Genomic DNA, 17,331 nt, shown 5'->3' with positions numbered 1-17,331 from the left:
TTTAATGCATCCGCATTGCGTGTGCTGATCGAAGACCTCAACTTAAGAATCGGAGCTATTATGGCCAAGGCTGCAAAGAAAAAACTCGTGCGTCGCGAATACACCAAGGAAGACGTCAAGACGCTGAAGGAGCACTCCAAGGCCCAGACGCCGCTGGTGAAGATCTCCAAGGCGATGAAGCGTACCGGCGGTTCGCTGCGCCAGAAGGCCATCAAGCTCGGTATCCCGCTCGGTCATCGCCGCCGCAAGGCCAAGGTGACGAAGGTTGCCAAGACCACCAAGGTCGCGAAGTCGGCCAAGGCAGCCAAGAAGACCGTGAAGACCGCCAAGGCGAAGAAGGCCAAGAAGTAAGGTCTAGCGACCGGATATCATCGCCTGGAGCGCAGTTGCGCTTCAGGCGAACTGCAGAGATATCGCTCGTGGCGAGAGGCGGATGCCGCCCTCGCATGGCGGGGCATGTGCTGCGAAGCGGCAGCGCCACGATCGCCTGTTTCTATAGCTGTCACCTCGTCCCCCCGCCGCCGACGGATGTATCACATGACAATTCGCAACCTGCGGGAGACTGCGGTAATGCTTGTTCTTGTTTTGATCCAGATCGCGCCTGTGCAGGCAGCGGATTATGCCGGCCAGATCAGCGCCTTTCGCCGGGCACATGGCCTTTCCGCGGTGACGCCGGACGGCAAGCTCGATGCGGTCGCGCAGTATCAGGCGATGGCGATGTCCGAAAGCGGCAAGGTCAGCCACGAGGTTGGTGGCCCGTTTCCAAAGCGCATCGCCCCCCTGCGCAAGTCCAGGGCTGCTGAAAACATCGCGGCGGGCTCCACCACTTTCCCCGAGACGCTGAAGCAGTGGCAGGACAGCGCCGGCCACCGCGCGAATTTGCTGATGCCGGGCGCCAGGAAGGTCGGCGTGGCCTATGTCGCCAATCCGAAGTCGCCGTACCGGATGTTCTGGGCGTTGGTGATCACCGACTGAGGCCGCCAGCGCGGCCGTGCTTGCGGATAGGTGCTAGCTCTCTCGCGTGCGACGGGTTTTCGGCGGCGGGCCGAACAGCGCCTTCTTGATGTCGCTCAGCCCGCTCGACAGTTTCGACCAGCCGCAGGCCAGCGGATCGGCACAGTCCGGCTGCTTGACGCGCGGTTTCGGCCGGACGGTGGCGACCGGCCGGATGTCTTTCGGCGGCGGCACTGTCGATGACGCCGGGGCGGCGGCTGGCGGTTGCAGCGCTGCCTGCTGCTCCTCGCGCTGCTTCGTGGCAAAGGCTGCGGCGATTACGCTGCGGCGCTGCTGCTCGAGATACGAGGTATAGTGCTCGTCGATGGCCTTGAGCTCCGCGGCCGTCGGATTGGGGCCGGCGATATCGAAGCTGCGGTTCTGCATGAAATCGAAATAGGTGTACCCGACGCCGGGCTTGCGCCGTCCGGCGAACTGGCCGTCACAGGCCGATAGCAGCGTGGCCCTGTCCTTGGTAGCCGAGCGCCCGGCGCGCTCGGCGCATTCCTCGAAGTCGGCGGGCGCCGCGGTCCACCACTGCGCCAGCGCGCAGGTCGGCGTCAGCGCGGACAGGCCGAGCGTCATCACGGTCAGACATATGAATTGGCCGGGTACCGCCATCGAGCCCGCTCCATCCCTGTTGCACGGCAATATTCATCCGTCCGGCGGCCTTTATCAATGCAATAGACGGCCGTCGTCCCGCCAATCCACACCACCCGCATGGTCGCCATGCGCCGCGCCGCCCGGCGCCGGCATTGCCTTGCCGGCCTTCGCTGCGGCATACACGGGATCTCGCGACGCCGGTCGCGCATCATGGACGCGACCTTGCCCGCACTGACCGACGCCTCCGCCCATAATCCCGGCCCTGCACCGACGCGGGCGCGCGAAGTATCGATCGCGTTGCTGGTGGCCGCGGCGTTCTTCATGGAAAATCTCGACGGTACCATCATCACCACGGCGGTGCCCGCCATGGCGCATGATTTTGGGGTGGCGCCCGTCGACCTCAATCTCGGCGTCAGCGCCTATCTGCTGACGCTCGGCGTGCTGATCCCGATCAGCGGCTGGGTCGCCGACCGGATCGGCGCGCGCACGGTGTTCGCCGCAGCCATCGCGGTGTTCACCGGGGCCTCGCTGCTGTGCGGCCTGGCGGATTCGCTGGGCGCGTTCATCGCGATGCGGGTGCTGCAGGGCATCGGCGGCGCCATGATGGTGCCGGTCGGTCGCCTGGTGGTGCTGCGCGGCACGCCGAAGGAGCGCATGATCAACGCGATCGCGATCCTGACCTGGCCCGCACTGGTCGCGCCGGTGCTTGGCCCGCCGCTCGGCGGTTTCATCACGACCTATGCGTCATGGCGCTGGATCTTCTATCTCAATCTGCCGCTCGGCGCCCTCGCTCTCGCCGCCGCGCTGTGGCTGATCCCCAACGAGCGCGCGCGCCAACCGCGGCCGTTCGACTGGCTCGGCTTCGCGCTGACCAGTGGTGGGCTGCTCGGCATCTTGTGGGCGGTCGAGGTGGTGAGCCGGCCCCACATGCAATGGCGCGAGGTGCTGATGCCGCTGCTGGCGGGCGCGTTGCTGCTCGCCGCCGGGGTGGTGCATATGCGTCGCGCCGCGCATCCGATGCTGACGCTGTCGGTCTTGCGGGTGCCGACCTTCGCCGTCACGATCTGGGGCGGCTCGCTGTTCCGGATGTCGACGGGCGCGGTGCCCTTCCTGCTGCCGTTGCTATTTCAGGTCGGCTTCGGCCTCGATGCGTTTCAGGCCGGCATGCTGGTGCTGGCCGTGTTTGCCGGCAACCTCCTGATGAAGCCGCTGACCACGCCGGTGCTGCGGCGATTCGGCTTTCGCACCGTGCTGATCGGCAACGGCTTGCTCAACGCTGTGTTGCTGGCCTGTCTGGCGCTCCTGACGCCTGCCACCCCGGTCTGGCTGATCGCCACGCTGCTGTTTGCCGGCGGCATGACGCGCTCGATGCAGTTCACGGCGCTCAACACGGTCGCCTTCGCCGACATCCCGCAGCCGCAGATGAGCGATGCCAACACGTTGTTCAGCACCGTTTTCCAGCTGGCGATGGGGATTGGCATTGCGCTGGGTGCGGTGGCGCTGCGGCTCGGCGACTGGGCCGCGCCGCAGCTCGGCCTTGCGCAGGTGCCGGCGGCCTCGTTCCGGCTGGCCTTCCTGGTGGTGGGGCTGGTCGCGCTCCTCGGCATTATTGACGCCTTGCGGCTGTCGCGTGATGCCGGCGACCACGTGTCCCGGCCGCAGGGCAAGGTTGCGCGCTGACGCCGGCCGCACTAGCGACCCGCGCGATGCTCTGGTATGGATCGGGTCAAGCCCCGCATCGATTGCGGGTGTTGCGGTCCCGTAGCTCAGCCGGATAGAGCGACGGTTTCCTAAACCGTAGGTCGCATGTTCGAGTCATGCCGGGATCGCCAGCCAGTTCATTGAAAACCTCGACGCCGCAGGCCGCAGCGCCGGCGCATCACGCGCAGGCGGTTTGACGTATGCCCGGGGCGGTCGGGACCCGCCCGTGACGATACGGCAAAGAAAAAGGCCCGCATTGCTGCGGGCCTTTCGCGTTCTGGAAGGGGTCGGAGCTTAGAAGCCGCCGCCCAGGCTGCCGAGGTTGAAGCGGTAGTTCAGGCCGGCCTTGACGGTGTGCTCGTCGTTCTTGAAGCCGACAGCCGCGAGGCCGGGCTGCAGCGCGGTCACGTTGCCGAAGTCATAATACTGGTATTCGATCTTGCCCGACCAGTTCTGGGTGAACAGATATTCCAGACCGCCGCCGACGGTGTAGCCATCACGGCCGCCGTTGCCCGAGAAGCCGTTGGTGAAGCGCGAGTCAGCCCAGGCGTAACCGCCCTTGACGTACAGCAGGGCCGGACCACCCCAGGTGTAGCCGAGACGGCCGGTCACCGAACCGAGGCCACGGTTGGCAAAGCTGCTCGAAGTGTCGAGCCAGGAGTAGTTGGCTTCCACACCGAACACCCAGTTCGGGGAGAACTGCATGTCGTAGCCGACCTGGGCGCCGCCCATGAACGTGCCGTCATTGCTGCCGCCGACCAGGTTGTTGTTGCCCGGGAAGCCCCCGCCGACGTGACCGCCGATGTAGAAAGCGGTCCAGTTGTAGATCGGCGCTGCGGCCATCGCCGGTGCCTTGGTGTAGGGACGGGCGGCGAGGTCAGCGGCCGAAGCCGGAGCGGCCAGAGCGATGAAAGCGGCGGAAGCGAGCAAAAACTTTTTCATTGTGGGTTCCTTGAGGCCATCCCCGGTGGATGGCTGCATCTGACGCGAACCTAGACGATTGCGCATGGATTACTGTCTCCACTCTGCAACAGTCAGCAACTGCCGATGAGTTCCGAATCCACAATGGCGCCTCATTTGAGATGCCGTGCGATTGGAACAAAGGGCATGATCGACTTTTACGGCGCCGAAAGAACGCTGCGTTGTCGGGATGAAGGAAGATACCAACCATGAGCTTGGTATCGTGACCTGAGCCCCAAGCTTCATCCAGCGATGGGAAGAATCCTTTGATCATTTGAGCCTGTGTGGCTCGGTGATGCAACGGGACGGGGCGCGGAGCCCCAAATCAGCTCATGCGGTCCGTCCCGTTGCATGTCGGACGCGTGGAGCTTGGCATAGGTAGCCGGTGGAAGATTGCCGATCGCGCTGTGAGGGCGGACGGTGTTGTAGTCGTCCTGCCATTCAGCAAGGACTTCGCGGGCATGGTTGAGGGACGAGAACAACGTCTCGTTCAGGAGTTCGTCGCGCAGGCGCCCATTGAAGCTTTCTACGAATGCGTTCTGCTGCGGCTTGCCTGGTGCGATGTAGTGCCATTCGATCCTGGTCTGCTGTGACCATCGCAAGATGGCCATGCTGGTAAATTCGGTACCGTTATCGCTGACGATCGTTAGCGGGGGACCACGCCGGGCGATCACCGCATCGAGCTCTCGGCCGACCCTTGTGCCCGAGAGCGACGTATCGGCAACCAATGCGATGCACTCGCGGGTGAAGTCGTCCACCACGGCCAGCATGCGGAAGCGCCGGCTGTCGGTCAGCGTGTCGCTGACAAAGTCGAGCGACCAGCGATGGTTGGGACCTTGGGGCAACGTCATCGGAGCCCTTGTTCCCAGCGCTTTCTTGCGACCACCACGCCGTCGAACCTGAAGCCGCTCCTCGGCGTACAGACGCCGCAGCTTCTTGTGATTGATCGAAACGCCATCGATGCGCAACAGTAGGAGCAGGCGACGGTAGCCAAACCGCCGTCTGATATTGGCCAGTTCGCGCAACCTCGCGCGAATGACAACATCGTCGGGCCGCACGCTGCGATAGCGTACCGAGGTTCGATCCGCTCCGATGACCGCACACGCCCGCCGCTGGCTGACCTCAAAACTTGAACAAAGGTGAGCCACAGCTTGTCGCTTCGCGACGGGCGTCATCATTTTTTTGAATTGAGATCCTTCAACATGGCGTTGTCGAGCATCGCTTCGGCCAGCAGCTTTTTTAGCTTGGCATTCTCGTCGGTCAGAACCTTCAGGCGGCGGGCCTCCGACACATCGAGCCCACCATACTTCGCCTTCCATTTGTAGAACGTCGCGCTGCTGATCCCGTGCTTGCGACAAACGTCCCCGGTCTTTGAGCCTGCCTCGTGCTCCCGCAGGATCGCGATGATCCGCTCTTCCGTGAACCTCGACTGCTTCATCTCCGTCTCCCTTCAGGTGACGGATTCTACCCATTTTTGGCGGAAGTTCAGGGGCTCAGGTCAATCGGAAGAAACGCCGGATATCGGCGGCGACGATCAGCTTCTCAGCGAGAGCTTCGATCATGCGTACGGCGGTCTGCCAACGGATCTGCGTACGCACGCGACCAGCGCGTTCATTGCTACCAGCATTATCGCGCATGTGCGCGCGAGCGACTGTACGCAGGACGCCATGATGCACGCGGCGCTGGACGCCGTGGAGGAGCTGGAGAAACGCCGGCGCTAGCAGATCGCATTGCCAGCCGTCGTACCGGAATCCTCAGTTGCATTCTCCGCTACGCGCAGATCCATGCTTTGTCAGAACAATATCGTCGACAGGGTATAGGCCACCACGGTGGATACCGAGACGCCGATCAGGCCCGGAATCATGAAGCTGTGGTTGAGCAGATAGGAGCCGATATGCGTCGTGCCGGTACGGTCCATGCTGATCGAGGCGAGGTCGGACGGATAGAAGCAGAAGAAGAAATAGGCATAGCAGGACGGGATCACGGCGAGCATCTGGTGCGTTGACAGGCCGAGCGTATAGCCGAACGGCATCATGATCACCAGCACCGCCGCCTGGCTCTTCACGAAGGCGGAGACGGCGAACATCGCCAGCGCGAAGGTCCATGGCGCGTATTGCACCATCTCCTTGATGTTGCGGATCAGGAATTCCTGGTTGCCGGTGACGAAGCAGTCGCTCATCCAGGCGATGCCGAAGATCGCGATCACCGCGGTCATGCCGGCATTGAAGACGCTGGACTTGCCGACATCCGCCGACTTCACATTGCAGCTGAACAGGATCAGGGCGCCGGCGCTCATCATGATGATCTGCACCACGGTGGTGAGCGGCAGCATCCTCCCGTTATAGTGCGGCAACAGCACCGGAAACAGCGCCAGGATGATCACCGTCAGGATGCCGCCGAAGAACAGACACACCGACAGCGCCGCCGTGCCCGGCAGTTCCTTGCCCAGCGTGGTGACGTCCTGCTCGAGCGAGGCGCGGAATTCGGGATCCTTCAGGCGTTCCTGGAAGATCGGGTCCTGATCGAGTTCCTTGCCGCGGTTCATGCTCCACAGCGCAGCCATCAGCACGCCGATCAGGCCGGCGGGGATGGTGATGCTGAGAATCTGGATCAGGGTTGCGGGGTCATTGTTCTTGGCCGACAGCGCCATGAAGCTGGTGACCGCTGCGGCGACCGGCGAGGCGGTGATGCCCATCTGCGACGCGACCGAAGCGACGCCCATCGGCCGCTCCGGCCGGATCCTGGTCTTCAGCGAGACGTCCGCGATCACCGGCAGCAGCGAATAGACCGCGTGCCCGGTACCGACGCACATGGTCAGGAAAAACGTGCAGAGCGGCGCGAGGATGGTGATGCGCGTCGGATGCGCGCGCAGCAGGCGTTCGGTGCGCTGAACCATCCAGTCGAGGCCGCCGGCGACCTGCAGCGTAGCGGAGGCGGTCACCACCGCGAGGATGATGAGCATGACGTCGATCGGCGGGCTGGCCGGCGGATTGTGGAAACCGATGGTGAGGACGGCGACGCCGAGACCGCCGAGCATTCCCAACGCGATGCTGCCGCGGCGGATGCCGATCAGGATGGCCCCGAGCACCAGAAAGAACTGTATCCAGAACTGAAACATCGTTCGCACCCTTCGCGTGGCTCATCCGGGAGGAACGTCGTGTTATCGTTATCCGACCGCGGTCGGTAAAATCTGAAGGCCCCCTGAGCCTGATCACTATTGCCGCAATCGACGGCGCGACGATTGATGCACATCAAGGGACGGCACATGCATCCCTTGATGTGCTTCGCCGACCGGTCAGCGCAAGGCGGCGACCGCGGCATTCCAGAAATCGTTATCGAGGACGCTTTCGGAAAATTTCGGCTTCGACCGCGCGCTCAGCACTACGCTGATGATGTTGTGCTTCGGGTTGATATAGATGAACTGGCCGAAGATGCCGCGCGCGCTGTAGGCGCCGTCGTCCAGCGAGCCGTCGGGTGCCGGCACCGGCCACCACATGTAGCCGTAGTCCAGCCGCGCGCCGCCGACCTGACGGGACGCGCCAGCCTCCTTCATCCAGCCTTCCGGCAGCACCCGCTCGCCATCGATGGTACCGTCGCCGAGGATGAAGCGACCGAAGCGGGCATAGTCGCGCATGGTGGCGAACATCCCGCTGCCGGCGATCTCGAGTCCGTCCTTGGCCTCCAGCCACCACGCGGCGTCGGCCTCCATGCCGAGCTTCGACCAGATCTTTTTCGACAGGTAATCCGACAGCCACTTGCCGGTGGCGGCGCGGACCAGCGCGCCGACCAGATGGGTGTCGCCGGTCGAATATTTCCACACCGTGCCGGGCGCCGCGATGCGCGGCCGGTTGGCCATGTAGTCGATGATGGCGCCGGGCTGCTGCTCGATCTGCAGTTGCAGCATGTGGCGCCGCTCGGAGTTCGGATTGGTCTGGGTGTCGTCCCATTGCACCCCGGAGGTCATCTGCATCAAGGCCTTGATCGAAACTCCCTCATAGGCGGAGCCGGCGAGTTGCGGCAGATAGTTGGTGAGCGGATCGTCGATGCTATCGATCAGCCCGTCCTGCACGGCGGCGCCGACCAGTGTGGTGGCCACCGATTTGGCCATCGACATCGACAGCCACCGCGTCGCGGGCGTAAGGCCGAGGTCGTAATGCTCCAGCAGCACCTCGTCGTCCTTCATCACCAGCAACCCGGCGATGCGGTTGCGCGCGACGTAGTCGTAGATGTCATAGACCTCGCCGCCCGACGGGATCGGAAATTCCGGCAGCGGGCCGGCGGAATAGTTCAGCGGGCGTGTCGTTGCGCCGGCTCGGATGGTGCGCGCCGGGAAGGCCGAGCCGAGATTGCGAAACGTCTCCAGATGCAGGCAGGGCATCTGCCGGCCGGCATAGCTGCTGACGATGGCTTCGATGGCGTCCTGATGCTCGGCCGGTGAGGGGGATGTCGCGGTGTCGAAATCGCCGTGAGGCGCCATGCGGTTGTTCAACTGATTACCTGCCGTGCCGGTAGAGGAGGGCGCACTATGGCTTATGATCGTGCCGACGCAAGCCGGGAGCGCGTCATCCGGACTTCAACGCCTCGCCGGCCGCCTGTTCGTCGCGCCCGGTCAAGGATTTCACCAGCGACGCCTTCACGCCCGCGACGTGCTCGCGCATCAGGATTTCGGCGCGATGGGGCTCGCGCGCCAGAATGGCCTCGTAGATGCGGTGGTGGTCATCATGGCGGCGGCGGACGTCGCGGTGCTCGAAGGCGACGATGTTGCGGCTCGACGACATCGGGACATGGTGACAGATGCGAATCATCTCGGCGAGCATGCGGTTGCGTGCCGCGGCCAGCAGCGTCTCGTGAAAATCGCCGTTGATGCCGCGGTAGACGGAGATCGCGCCGGCCTCGAAGTGGCCCGGCGCCAGCAACGCATCGCCGGCGACCAGGCTCCGTTCGATCACGGCGCGTTCCTCGGCGGACAGTCCGCGCTCGGCGGCAAAGCGCGCGGCGACGCCTTCCAGCGACGCGCGGATCTCATAGGCATCGACGATGGCGTCGAGCGGGAATTCGCGCACCGTGAAGCCGCGGTTCGGCGCGTAGTCGAGCAGGCCCTCGCCGGCCAGCGCCTGCAACGCCGCGCGCACCGGGGTGCGCGACACCGCCAGCGTCTTGCTGAAGCGGACCTCGTTGATGCGCTCGCCCGCATGCACCGAGCCGTTCAGGATCGCGTCGCGGATCTCGTCCATCACCGATAGCGAGCGGTTGCCGGCGCGCAAGGCGGCCGGTTCGAAAGGGGGTGGCGGGGCTATGTCGGCCATGTTCGGGGCTCTGGCTTAGTGGATACACTTATAAAGCGTAAGGAAACATTCGATCATGCAGTCGCCAACAAATCCACATTTTAATGCGTAAATCTGCCGTATATAAATCGGGCATGTCGCGGAAATGATGAGCAGTTGAAAAAGTGTATGTAATTTCTGTTGACTCGCGCCGGCCATTGGCAATGATGCAGGGGTCCAGCGATAGCGAGGTATATTTCCCATGGCGACCGTAAAACCGATCAGCGAAAGCGCCATCGAGGAAATCACCGCCGATCGCGGGCCGCATTATGAGCCGTTTGGCTGGCATCACTGGCCGGAGCATCCCTGGCTCGCCTATCAGTTTCGCCGTGGCCTGGGCGAAACGCAGGAAGGCGGCGGCAGCGTTTCCGAAGTGATGCTGGCGGGATCGCGCATGATCCCCGGCGATCTCGAAAGCTGGCACACCGAGTGGATGGTGATCGCCGACGCCAACTGGCAGCGTGGCCTCGCGGAAGAAAAGCTCGGTCACATCCGCACCGCGATGAACTGCTTTTTGCGCGCCGCGGATTACTACCGTCAGGCGGAATTCCATCTCGAGCCGGACGATGCCCGCCGGCTGCCGACCTTCGAGAAGATGGAGGCCTGCTCGCACAAGTTCATCTCCTATCTCAATCCGCCCGGTGAAGTCGTCGACATCCCTTACGAGGACGGCAAGCCGATCTGCGGCTATTTCATCCGCGCCCCGTTCCCCGGCAAGAAGCTGCCGGTGCTGATCTGCATGGGCGGCCTGGATTCCATCAAGGACGAGATGTGGTTCATGCAGGCGCATGGCTGCCTGCAGCGCGGCATCTCGGTGCTGATGGTCGATCTGCCGGGCCAGGGCGGCACGCTGCGCCGCCATGGCCTTGCCACCCGCGTCGATTCCGAAGTGCCGGTCGGCAAGTGCATCGACTGGCTGGAAAAGCGCGACGATGTCGATGCCTCGAAGATCGGCGTCTGCGGCTCCAGCATGGGTGGCTTCTATGCCGCGCGCGCCGGCTGCTACGAACACCGTCTCGCGGCGGTGATCTCGCACGGCGCGGTCTGGTCGGTGCATGACATGTGGGGCCAGAAGGGCGATGATTTCGGTCTGGCGATGCACATCCGCTGGGTGTTCGGCGCCAGGACCATGAAGGAAGCCCACGTCTTGATGAAGCCGTTCACGCTGGAAGGGCATCTCGAACACATGAAGGCGCCCTATCTCGTGCTGCATGGCGGCCACGACGTGCTGACCGTGACCGCGGCGCGCTCGACCTACGACCACGCCATCGACAACGGCGTCGATGCCACCTTGCGCGTGCTGGAGCCGGACGAGACCGGCGCCGAGCATTGCCAGCATGACAACCCGACGATCGGCCAGGAAGTGCTGGCCGACTGGCTCGCCGACAAGTTCGGCATCGATCAGCGTGCGTTGCTGAAGACCTCGTTCAACCCGCTGGTGTGATGATGAATCTGGGCGTCGATATCATCAAGGCGGCCGTCGTCGCGATCGACCTGCATCGCGGGCATCTCGACATGTCGGTGGCGACCATGCCGACCACGCCGGACGTGGCCGTGCGGATTATTGCTGCCAACAAGCGCCTGTTCGACTGGTGCCGGACGGTGAATATCCCGGTGATCCACCAGGTCACGTCGTATCGCGACGAGGCCGAGATCCGTGCCAATCCGTTCTGGCGCACCCGCGCCGAAGATCCGAACGCCACGCGCAAGAACGTAATGCGGCACAATATCATCGGCGGCCCCGGCTGCACGGTAATGCCGGATTTGCTGGACCCCCGGGACTTCATCGTCTCCACCAAGAAGCGCTACGACTGCTTCCTCGGCTCCGACCTCGATTTCCTGCTGAAATCGCATGGCATCAACACGCTGCTGATTACCGGCGTGAACACCAATTCCTGCGTGCTGGCGACCACGACCTCCGCCAATGTCCGCGATTATTCGGTGATCGTCGTCGAGGACTGCGTCGACAGCATGGATGGTCCGGCGATGCACGAAGCCGGCCTCGCCTGCATCCGCACCGCCTTCGGCTTCGTGATGGACACGGATGCGGTGATGAAGCTCGACGGGCTCAGGGCATGACGATCAACAGCAACAACCTGAAAGGCCAGCCATGACCGGTCCCATGCAGCCGCGCGAGCGCTCCGACTACTCGGCGATCGTCGACCGCCCCAAGATGAAGCTGCCGGGTGGTGCCAAGATCATCATCTGGAGCATCGTCAATCTCGAGGTCTGGGACATTTCCAAGCCGATGGCGCGGCAGGTGATCCCGGCGCCGACCGGCGCGGTGCTGTTGCCCGACGTCGCCAACTGGAGCTGGCACGAATACGGCATGCGCGTCGGCGTCTGGCGCTTCTTCGATCTCTACAAGAAGCACGGTATCAAGCCGACATTGTCGATCAACGCCCGCGTCTGCGAGGACTATCCGCGCGTAGCCCAAGAAGCCAAGGACGCCGGCTGGGAATTCATGGGCCATGCCTATGAACAGGGACCGATCCATAAGGAGCCGGACCAGCAGGCGATGATCAAGCGCTCGATGGACGTGATCGAGAAGTTTACCGGCAAGCGCCCGGTCGGCTGGCTCGGACCCGGCCTGACGCAGACGCTCGACACCCCGGAATATCTCGCCGAGGCCGGCGTCAAATATATCGGCGACTGGGTCTATGACGACGAACCGACCACCATCAACACCGCCAAGGGACCGCTGGTGACGCTGCCCTACACGGTGGAGCTCAACGACATCCCGATGATGATGGTGCAGCACCACGAGAACGACCACTTCAAGAAGCGGGCGATCGACATGTTCGACCGGCTGTATCAGGAAAGTGAAGACCGCCCGAAGATCGTGTCGCTGGCGATCCATCCCTACATTTCCGGCCAGCCGTTCCGCATCAAATACCTCGAAGAACTATACGACTATTTCAACGGCCACGAAGGTGTGGTGCACTGGAACGGCGAGCAAATCCTCGACTGGTACAATGGCCAGAAGGCAGAGATGGACAACAACAAGTGAACGCCATTCTCCCCCGCATGCCGTCTTCCATCCCGGTCACCGAAGTTCCGGTGTTTGGCGGCGGCATGTTCCCAGTGCGGCGCGTCTATTGCGTCGGCCGCAATTATCTCGACCACATCCGCGAGATGGGCGAAGCCGACGAGCGCGATCCGCCGTTCTTCTTCCAGAAGCCGCGCGATGCGATCGTGCATGACGGCGCGCGCGTGCCCTATCCGCCGTTCACCGACGATCTGCAATTCGAGGTCGAGCTGGTGATCGCGATCGGGAGCAGTGGCAAGAACATCCCGGTCGCCGAAGCGCTCGATCACATCTGGGGCTATGCCGTCGGCATCGACCTGACGCGCCGCGACCGCCAGTATGAATCGCGCGATCGCAAATGGCCGTGGGAAATGGGCAAGAGCTTCGACGCCTCCGCGCCGTGCGGGCCGATCGCGCCGGCGCGCGATGGCCGCTATTTCAAGGGCTGCGCCATCACTCTGTTGGTCAACGGCGTCGAGAAGCAGCGCGGCGACATCGGCCAGATGATCTGGAGCGTGCCGGAGATCGTGGCGCAACTGTCGCAGCAGATGACGCTGCATCCGGGCGACCTGATCTACACCGGCACGCCCGCCGGCGTGGGCCCCGTGGTACCCGGCGACGTCATTGACGCCCGCATCGAGGGCCTGCCGTCGCTGACCATCACCATCACCGAGCGGGAAGCCTGACATGCTGCCGACCGAACGCATCACCTATTCACCGATCGCGACCCGCGCGCCGCTGAAGCTGCCGGACGGCAAGCGGATGGCGGTGTGGGTGATCGTCAATGTTGAGGAGTGGGACATCAACCAGACGATGCCGCGCACCGTTCTGACGCCGCCCGCCGGCGGCTCGCCGATGCCCGACATTCCGAACTGGGCCTGGCACGAATACGGCAACCGCGTCGGTTTCTGGCGGATGCTGAAGGTATTCGACGACTATAAAATTCCCGCGGCGCTGGCGATCAACGGCTCGGCGATATCAGCCTATCCGGAGATCGCGGACGCCGCAAAGCAGCGCAACTGGGAATTCATGGGCCACGGCTTCACCCAGCGCAACATGCAGAAGGTCGAGAACGAGCAGGACGACATCCGCAAGACCGCGGACGTGATCGAGGCCGCGACCGGCAAGCGTCCGCGTGGCTGGCTCGGCCCCGGCCTCACCGAGAGCTGGAACACGCCGGACCTGCTGAAGCAGGAAGGCTACGAGTACGTCTGCGACTGGGTGCTCGACGACCAGCCGGTGTGGCTGAAGACTACGACGTCGCCGATCGTGAACATTCCCTACACGCAGGAATGCAACGACGTCGCGATGATGCTGATCCAGCACCACAAGGCGTCCGAGTATTACGACCGGGCGATCGACCAGTTCGAGCAGATTTACGAGGATTCGGCGGATTCGGCTCGCATCATGGCACTGGTTGTGCATCCCTACATCATGGGTGCGCCGCATCGCCTGAAACACTTCCGCCGCATCTTCGAGACCATCCAGCAGAAAACGGACGTGGCCTTCATGACCGGCGAACAGATTCTCGACTGGTATCTCTCCGTTGGTCCGAAGGCTCCATAGGCACAGATATGAGCTTTTTCCAGATCCTCAACGGACTGACCTTCGCCGCGCTGCTCTTCGTGGTGGCAAGCGGCTTCACGCTGATTTTCGGCCTGTTGCGGATCGTCAATCTCGCCCACGGCGCGCTCTATCTGTTCGGCGGCTATGTCGGCTATTCGGTGGCGACCAAGACCGGCAGCTTCCTGCTCGGCGGGGCCGGCGCGATGGCGGCGATTGCCGCGATCGGCTTCGTGCTCGACCAGGGCCTGCTGCGCTTCGTGCGCGGCAATGAATTGCGCCAGGTGCTGCTGACGCTGGGCGTCGCCTTCTTCCTCAACGATCTCGCGCTGGTGATCTGGGGCGGCGACAGCTTCACAGTGCCGATTCCGCAACTGCTGCGCGGCGGCACCAAGGTGTTCGGCACCTATTATCCGATCTACCGGCTATTCGTGCTCGGCATGGGCATCTTCGTGTTCGCGTCGCTGTGGCTGCTGTTGAATCACACAAGGCTCGGCGCGCTGATCCGCGCCGGCGTCGATGACCGTGAGATGGTGGAAGCCTCCGGCGTCAATATCCAGCGCGTGTTTCTCTTCACCTTCCTGTTCGGCGCTTCGCTGGCCGGTCTCGGCGGGTTGATGGGCGGGGCGTTCCTGTCGCTCTATCCGTCGGCGGATGCGGAAATCCTCACCTTCAGCCTCGCCGTGGTGATCATCGGCGGCCGCGGCAGCCTGGTCGGCGTGGCCGTGGGTTCGCTGCTGGTTGGCTTGCTCAATACGCTCGGCCAGGTGATGTTTCCGGAACTCGCTTATTTTGTGATCTTCGGCCCGATGGCGGTGCTGCTCGCATTCCGTCCGCTCGGCCTGTTCGGACGTGCCACATGACACAGCCCGCCAAAACCACGCATGAGAAGACGTCAGTTCTCGCCGGGATGACCAGTCGTAGCGTCGCAATCGCCGCGGCCATAGTCGTGATCGCCGCGCTGCTGCCGCTGGTGTTGTCGAACTACCAGGTCGGCCTTGCCACCGAGGTCCTGATCTTCGGCATTCTGGCGATGTCGATCGATATCCTCGCCGGCTTTGCCGGCCGCACCTCGCTCGGCCATGGCGCGATCTTCGGCGTCTCGACCTATGTCGTGGTGTATTGCACGGCACAGATGGGCCTATCGCCGGCCGCGGCGTTCGCGCTCGGCGTGCTGGCCGCGACCTGCGTGGCCGCGGTGTTCGCGCTGCTCGCGGTGCGTACCTCCGGCGTCTACTTCCTGCTGCTGACGCTGGCGCTCGGCATGATCGTGTGGGGCGTCTGCCTGCGCTGGACTCAAGTGACCGGCGGCGAGAACGGCATGCGCGCCGATGTCCGGCCTCAGATCCTGCTCGGCCACAGCGCCTTCTACTGGGCGGTGCTGTTCGGCGCGGCCGTCGTGTCCTTTGCGATGTGGCGCTTCGTGCGCTCGCCGTTCGGCCTGACCTTGCGCGGCATCCGCGACAGCGAAAGCCGGATGCGCAGCCTCGGCTATAACGTGCCGCTGCATCTGTTCATCGGCTTCACGGTGTCCGGCGTGTTTGCGGGCATCGCCGGCGCGCTGTATGCGATGTTCAACAATTTCGTCAGCCCTTCCACGGTGGCGCTGGCGCAATCGGTCGAAGGCGTGTTGATGGCGATCGCCGGCGGCGTCGGCACCCTGTTCGGAGCCTTCGTCGGTGCGGCCGCGATCATCGCGCTGGAGAACGTCGTCAGCGCCTATACCGAACGCTGGCAGATGGTGCTCGGCATCACCTTCGTTCTGATCATGATCTTTGCCCCCGAGGGCATTGTAGGCAAGCTGCGCGGCATGCTGTCGCGTCGGTCACGTTAATCCAATGCTTCACCGAAAGGAACTCGACATGGATCGCAGGCAATTTCTGAAGAGCACCGCCGCCGTCGCCGCCCTCGGCGCAGGCGTATCTCCCTGGCGCGCCGCATCGGCGCAGAGCGGCCCGATCAAGATCGGCCTGTTGGCGCCGCTGACCGGCGTCGTGGCGTCCGGCGGCAAGGAAATGGTCGAGGGCGTGCAGTTCTACCTCGAGCAGGTCAAGAACGAGATGGGCGGCCGCAAGGTCGAACTCGTGATCGAAGACGACGCCTCGAACCCTGACACCGCGCTGCAGAAGGCCCGCCGCCTGGTCGAGCAGGGCAATTGCCACATGCTGATCGGCAACCTGCTGGCCAACACCGGCCTTGCGGTGGCCAATTACGTCAAGGGCACCGGCACGCCGTATTTCATTCCGATCATCGCCGCTGATGATCTGACCCAGCGGGCCCGCATCACGAACGTGATCCGCGTCGCCGGCTACACCGCGAGCGCCTTTACCCATCCGTTCGCCGACTGGTGCCTGAAGCAGGGTTACAAGCGCATCGCCACGGTGAGCCAGGATTATACCTTCGGCCACGAGCAGTGCGGCGGTCTGGCCCAGGTGTTCACCGAAGGCGGCGGCACGATCGTGCAGCAGTTCTGGCACCCGCTCAACACCGCGGATTTCAGCCCCTATCTCGGCCAGCTGGCGGAACTCAAGGTCGATGCGATCTTCGCGATGGAGACCGGCGCGGACTCCACCCGCTTCATCCAGCAATATGCCTCGTTCGGCCTCAAGGCCAAGACGCCCTTGCTGATGGCGATGAACGGCACCGACCAGTCGGTGATCCGCACCATTGGCGACGAGGCCGAAGGCATCATTTCGGCGGCGCATTTCGCCGAGGGTTCCGACGTGCCGACCACGGCAAAGTTCGCCAAGGATTACGAGGCCAAGTTCGGCAAGATCCCGTCGCTGTACGGCTTCTCGATGTATTCCGGCATGATGTGGATCGATGCCGCGCTGAAGAAGATGGGCGGCAAGGTCGAGGACCGCGAGGCCTTCATCGACACCGTGCTCAAGACCGAACTCGACGGCTCGCCGCTCGGCAAGGCCGTGAAGTTCGACGCCTACGGCAACCCAGTTTACGACGTCTCGATCCGAAAGGTCGTCAAGCGCGCCGACGGCAAGTTCTGGAACGTGCCGATCACCAGCTATCCGGAAGTCGGCCAGTTCTGGAAGTACGATCCGGAAACCTATCTGAAGCAGCCGCCCTATTCGCGCACCTTCCAGGGCATCAAGAAGACCTGATGATTATAGCGCAATCATAGAAGCGGCGACACTCGATCAC

18 protein-coding genes and 1 tRNA gene are annotated in these 17,331 nt (G+C 63.5%); 13 read left to right on the top strand and 6 right to left on the bottom strand.

The window, feature by feature from the left end; all coding sequences use genetic code 11:
- The first annotated feature begins 60 nt into the window (after positions 1-60).
- Positions 61-351, top strand: coding sequence for a hypothetical protein (locus FNL56_RS29035; RefSeq protein ID WP_246660792.1), 291 nt, complete (start codon positions 61-63; stop codon positions 349-351).
- Between the two features lie 219 nt (positions 352-570).
- A complete protein-coding gene (locus FNL56_RS25720) occupies positions 571-975 on the top strand; it encodes a CAP domain-containing protein (RefSeq protein ID WP_143576374.1) in 405 nt (134 codons plus the stop codon).
- 33 nt (positions 976-1,008) lie between these two features.
- Here FNL56_RS25720 and FNL56_RS25715 read toward each other — a convergent pair whose 3' ends face one another.
- Complete coding sequence (locus FNL56_RS25715) at positions 1,009-1,614, bottom strand: hypothetical protein (RefSeq protein ID WP_246660790.1); 606 nt, start codon at positions 1,612-1,614, stop codon at positions 1,009-1,011.
- A gap of 192 nt (positions 1,615-1,806) precedes the next feature.
- Between FNL56_RS25715 and FNL56_RS25710 the strand changes: the two genes are divergently transcribed.
- Together FNL56_RS25710 and FNL56_RS25705 are read left to right on the top strand one after the other, a co-directional pair.
- Entirely contained in the window at positions 1,807-3,276 is a 1,470-nt protein-coding gene (locus tag FNL56_RS25710) for a DHA2 family efflux MFS transporter permease subunit (RefSeq protein ID WP_143575656.1), read from the top strand.
- Positions 3,277-3,351: 75 nt separating this feature from the next.
- Positions 3,352-3,428 (top strand) — tRNA-Arg (locus FNL56_RS25705).
- A 163-nt stretch (positions 3,429-3,591) separates the two neighbouring features.
- Here the strand turns inward: FNL56_RS25705 and FNL56_RS25700 are convergent.
- Entirely contained in the window at positions 3,592-4,239 is a 648-nt protein-coding gene (locus tag FNL56_RS25700) for an outer membrane protein (protein ID WP_143575655.1), read from the bottom strand.
- 260 nt (positions 4,240-4,499) lie between these two features.
- Positions 4,500-5,695 (bottom strand): IS3 family transposase gene (locus FNL56_RS25695; RefSeq protein WP_441351235.1). Its coding sequence is split into 2 segments (ribosomal slippage): positions 4,500-5,434 and positions 5,434-5,695, totalling 1,197 coding nucleotides; the frame shifts between segments, so codons are not numbered across the junction.
- Between FNL56_RS25695 and FNL56_RS25690 the strand changes: the two genes are divergently transcribed.
- Positions 5,676-5,978: a hypothetical protein gene (locus FNL56_RS25690; protein ID WP_143579227.1), complete on the top strand. Its 303-nt coding sequence runs from the start codon at positions 5,676-5,678 to the stop codon at positions 5,976-5,978. The genes FNL56_RS25695 and FNL56_RS25690 overlap by 20 nt on opposite strands.
- 71 nt (positions 5,979-6,049) lie before the next feature.
- On the opposite strand, the gene FNL56_RS25685 is transcribed toward FNL56_RS25690, so the two are convergent.
- The 3 genes from FNL56_RS25685 to FNL56_RS25675 all read right to left on the bottom strand — a co-directional run bounded on the left by FNL56_RS25685 (position 6,050) and on the right by FNL56_RS25675 (position 9,563).
- Positions 6,050-7,375, bottom strand: coding sequence for an anaerobic C4-dicarboxylate transporter (locus FNL56_RS25685; protein ID WP_143575653.1), 1,326 nt, complete (start codon positions 7,373-7,375; stop codon positions 6,050-6,052).
- A 177-nt stretch (positions 7,376-7,552) separates the two neighbouring features.
- Complete coding sequence (locus tag FNL56_RS25680) at positions 7,553-8,734, bottom strand: serine hydrolase domain-containing protein (RefSeq protein ID WP_143575652.1); 1,182 nt, start codon at positions 8,732-8,734, stop codon at positions 7,553-7,555.
- Between the two features lie 85 nt (positions 8,735-8,819).
- A complete protein-coding gene (locus FNL56_RS25675; RefSeq protein ID WP_143575651.1) occupies positions 8,820-9,563 on the bottom strand; it encodes a GntR family transcriptional regulator in 744 nt (247 codons plus the stop codon).
- Between the two features lie 220 nt (positions 9,564-9,783).
- On the opposite strand from FNL56_RS25675, the gene FNL56_RS25670 reads away from it, so the two are divergent.
- Genes FNL56_RS25670 through FNL56_RS25635 form a run of 8 tightly spaced genes read left to right on the top strand, consistent with a single transcriptional unit; the run spans position 9,784 to position 17,291 of the window.
- Entirely contained in the window at positions 9,784-11,025 is a 1,242-nt protein-coding gene (locus tag FNL56_RS25670; protein WP_143575650.1) for an alpha/beta hydrolase family protein, read from the top strand.
- Entirely contained in the window at positions 11,025-11,660 is a 636-nt protein-coding gene (locus FNL56_RS25665) for a cysteine hydrolase family protein (RefSeq protein WP_143575649.1), read from the top strand. Before FNL56_RS25670 ends, FNL56_RS25665 begins: the two co-directional genes overlap by 1 nt.
- Before the next feature lie 31 nt (positions 11,661-11,691).
- Positions 11,692-12,591, top strand: coding sequence for a polysaccharide deacetylase family protein (locus FNL56_RS25660; RefSeq protein ID WP_246661479.1), 900 nt, complete (start codon positions 11,692-11,694; stop codon positions 12,589-12,591).
- A gap of 17 nt (positions 12,592-12,608) precedes the next feature.
- Positions 12,609-13,295 (top strand): fumarylacetoacetate hydrolase family protein, encoded by a 687-nt coding sequence (locus FNL56_RS25655; RefSeq protein ID WP_143582580.1) that lies wholly within the window; start codon positions 12,609-12,611, stop codon positions 13,293-13,295.
- Between the two features lies 1 nt (position 13,296).
- Positions 13,297-14,175 carry a polysaccharide deacetylase family protein gene (locus tag FNL56_RS25650; protein ID WP_143578408.1) on the top strand — a complete coding sequence of 293 codons (879 nt, stop codon included), beginning with the start codon at positions 13,297-13,299 and terminating at the stop codon, positions 14,173-14,175.
- Positions 14,176-14,183: 8 nt separating this feature from the next.
- A complete protein-coding gene (locus FNL56_RS25645; RefSeq protein WP_143575647.1) occupies positions 14,184-15,035 on the top strand; it encodes a branched-chain amino acid ABC transporter permease in 852 nt (283 codons plus the stop codon).
- Positions 15,032-16,006: a branched-chain amino acid ABC transporter permease gene (locus FNL56_RS25640; RefSeq protein WP_143575646.1), complete on the top strand. Its 975-nt coding sequence runs from the start codon at positions 15,032-15,034 to the stop codon at positions 16,004-16,006. Before FNL56_RS25645 ends, FNL56_RS25640 begins: the two co-directional genes overlap by 4 nt.
- A gap of 4 nt (positions 16,007-16,010) precedes the next feature.
- On the top strand, positions 16,011-17,291 hold the full coding sequence (locus FNL56_RS25635; RefSeq protein WP_143578407.1) for an ABC transporter substrate-binding protein: 1,281 nt from the start codon (positions 16,011-16,013) through the stop codon (positions 17,289-17,291).
- Positions 17,292-17,331 lie beyond the last annotated feature (40 nt).

Origin of the sequence: Tardiphaga sp. vice304, from assembly GCF_007018905.1 — a bacterium.
In the GTDB taxonomy this organism is placed as follows: domain Bacteria; phylum Pseudomonadota; class Alphaproteobacteria; order Rhizobiales; family Xanthobacteraceae; genus Tardiphaga.
This window is presented reverse-complemented; position numbering and strand designations above follow the sequence as displayed.

Excerpts from the sequence above, each read along its gene's own strand:
- FNL56_RS25710 (WP_143575656.1), top strand. The coding sequence starts at position 1,807 with ATGGACGCGACCTTGCCCGCACTGACCGACGCCTCCGCCCATAATCCC.
- FNL56_RS25635 (WP_143578407.1), top strand. The coding sequence starts at position 16,011 with ATGCTTCACCGAAAGGAACTCGACATGGATCGCAGGCAATTTCTGAAG.
- FNL56_RS25680 (WP_143575652.1), bottom strand. The coding sequence starts at position 8,734 with ATGGCGCCTCACGGCGATTTCGACACCGCGACATCCCCCTCACCGGCC.
- FNL56_RS29035 (WP_246660792.1), top strand. The coding sequence starts at position 61 with ATGGCCAAGGCTGCAAAGAAAAAACTCGTGCGTCGCGAATACACCAAG.
- FNL56_RS25670 (WP_143575650.1), top strand. The coding sequence starts at position 9,784 with ATGGCGACCGTAAAACCGATCAGCGAAAGCGCCATCGAGGAAATCACC.
- FNL56_RS25685 (WP_143575653.1), bottom strand. The coding sequence starts at position 7,375 with ATGTTTCAGTTCTGGATACAGTTCTTTCTGGTGCTCGGGGCCATCCTG.
- FNL56_RS25640 (WP_143575646.1), top strand. The coding sequence starts at position 15,032 with ATGACACAGCCCGCCAAAACCACGCATGAGAAGACGTCAGTTCTCGCC.
- FNL56_RS25700 (WP_143575655.1), bottom strand. The coding sequence starts at position 4,239 with ATGAAAAAGTTTTTGCTCGCTTCCGCCGCTTTCATCGCTCTGGCCGCT.
- FNL56_RS25660 (WP_246661479.1), top strand. The coding sequence starts at position 11,692 with ATGACCGGTCCCATGCAGCCGCGCGAGCGCTCCGACTACTCGGCGATC.
- FNL56_RS25675 (WP_143575651.1), bottom strand. The coding sequence starts at position 9,563 with ATGGCCGACATAGCCCCGCCACCCCCTTTCGAACCGGCCGCCTTGCGC.
- FNL56_RS25650 (WP_143578408.1), top strand. The coding sequence starts at position 13,297 with ATGCTGCCGACCGAACGCATCACCTATTCACCGATCGCGACCCGCGCG.
- FNL56_RS25720 (WP_143576374.1), top strand. The coding sequence starts at position 571 with ATGCTTGTTCTTGTTTTGATCCAGATCGCGCCTGTGCAGGCAGCGGAT.
- FNL56_RS25715 (WP_246660790.1), bottom strand. The coding sequence starts at position 1,614 with ATGGCGGTACCCGGCCAATTCATATGTCTGACCGTGATGACGCTCGGC.
- FNL56_RS25645 (WP_143575647.1), top strand. The coding sequence starts at position 14,184 with ATGAGCTTTTTCCAGATCCTCAACGGACTGACCTTCGCCGCGCTGCTC.
- FNL56_RS25665 (WP_143575649.1), top strand. The coding sequence starts at position 11,025 with ATGATGAATCTGGGCGTCGATATCATCAAGGCGGCCGTCGTCGCGATC.
- FNL56_RS25655 (WP_143582580.1), top strand. The coding sequence starts at position 12,609 with ATGCCGTCTTCCATCCCGGTCACCGAAGTTCCGGTGTTTGGCGGCGGC.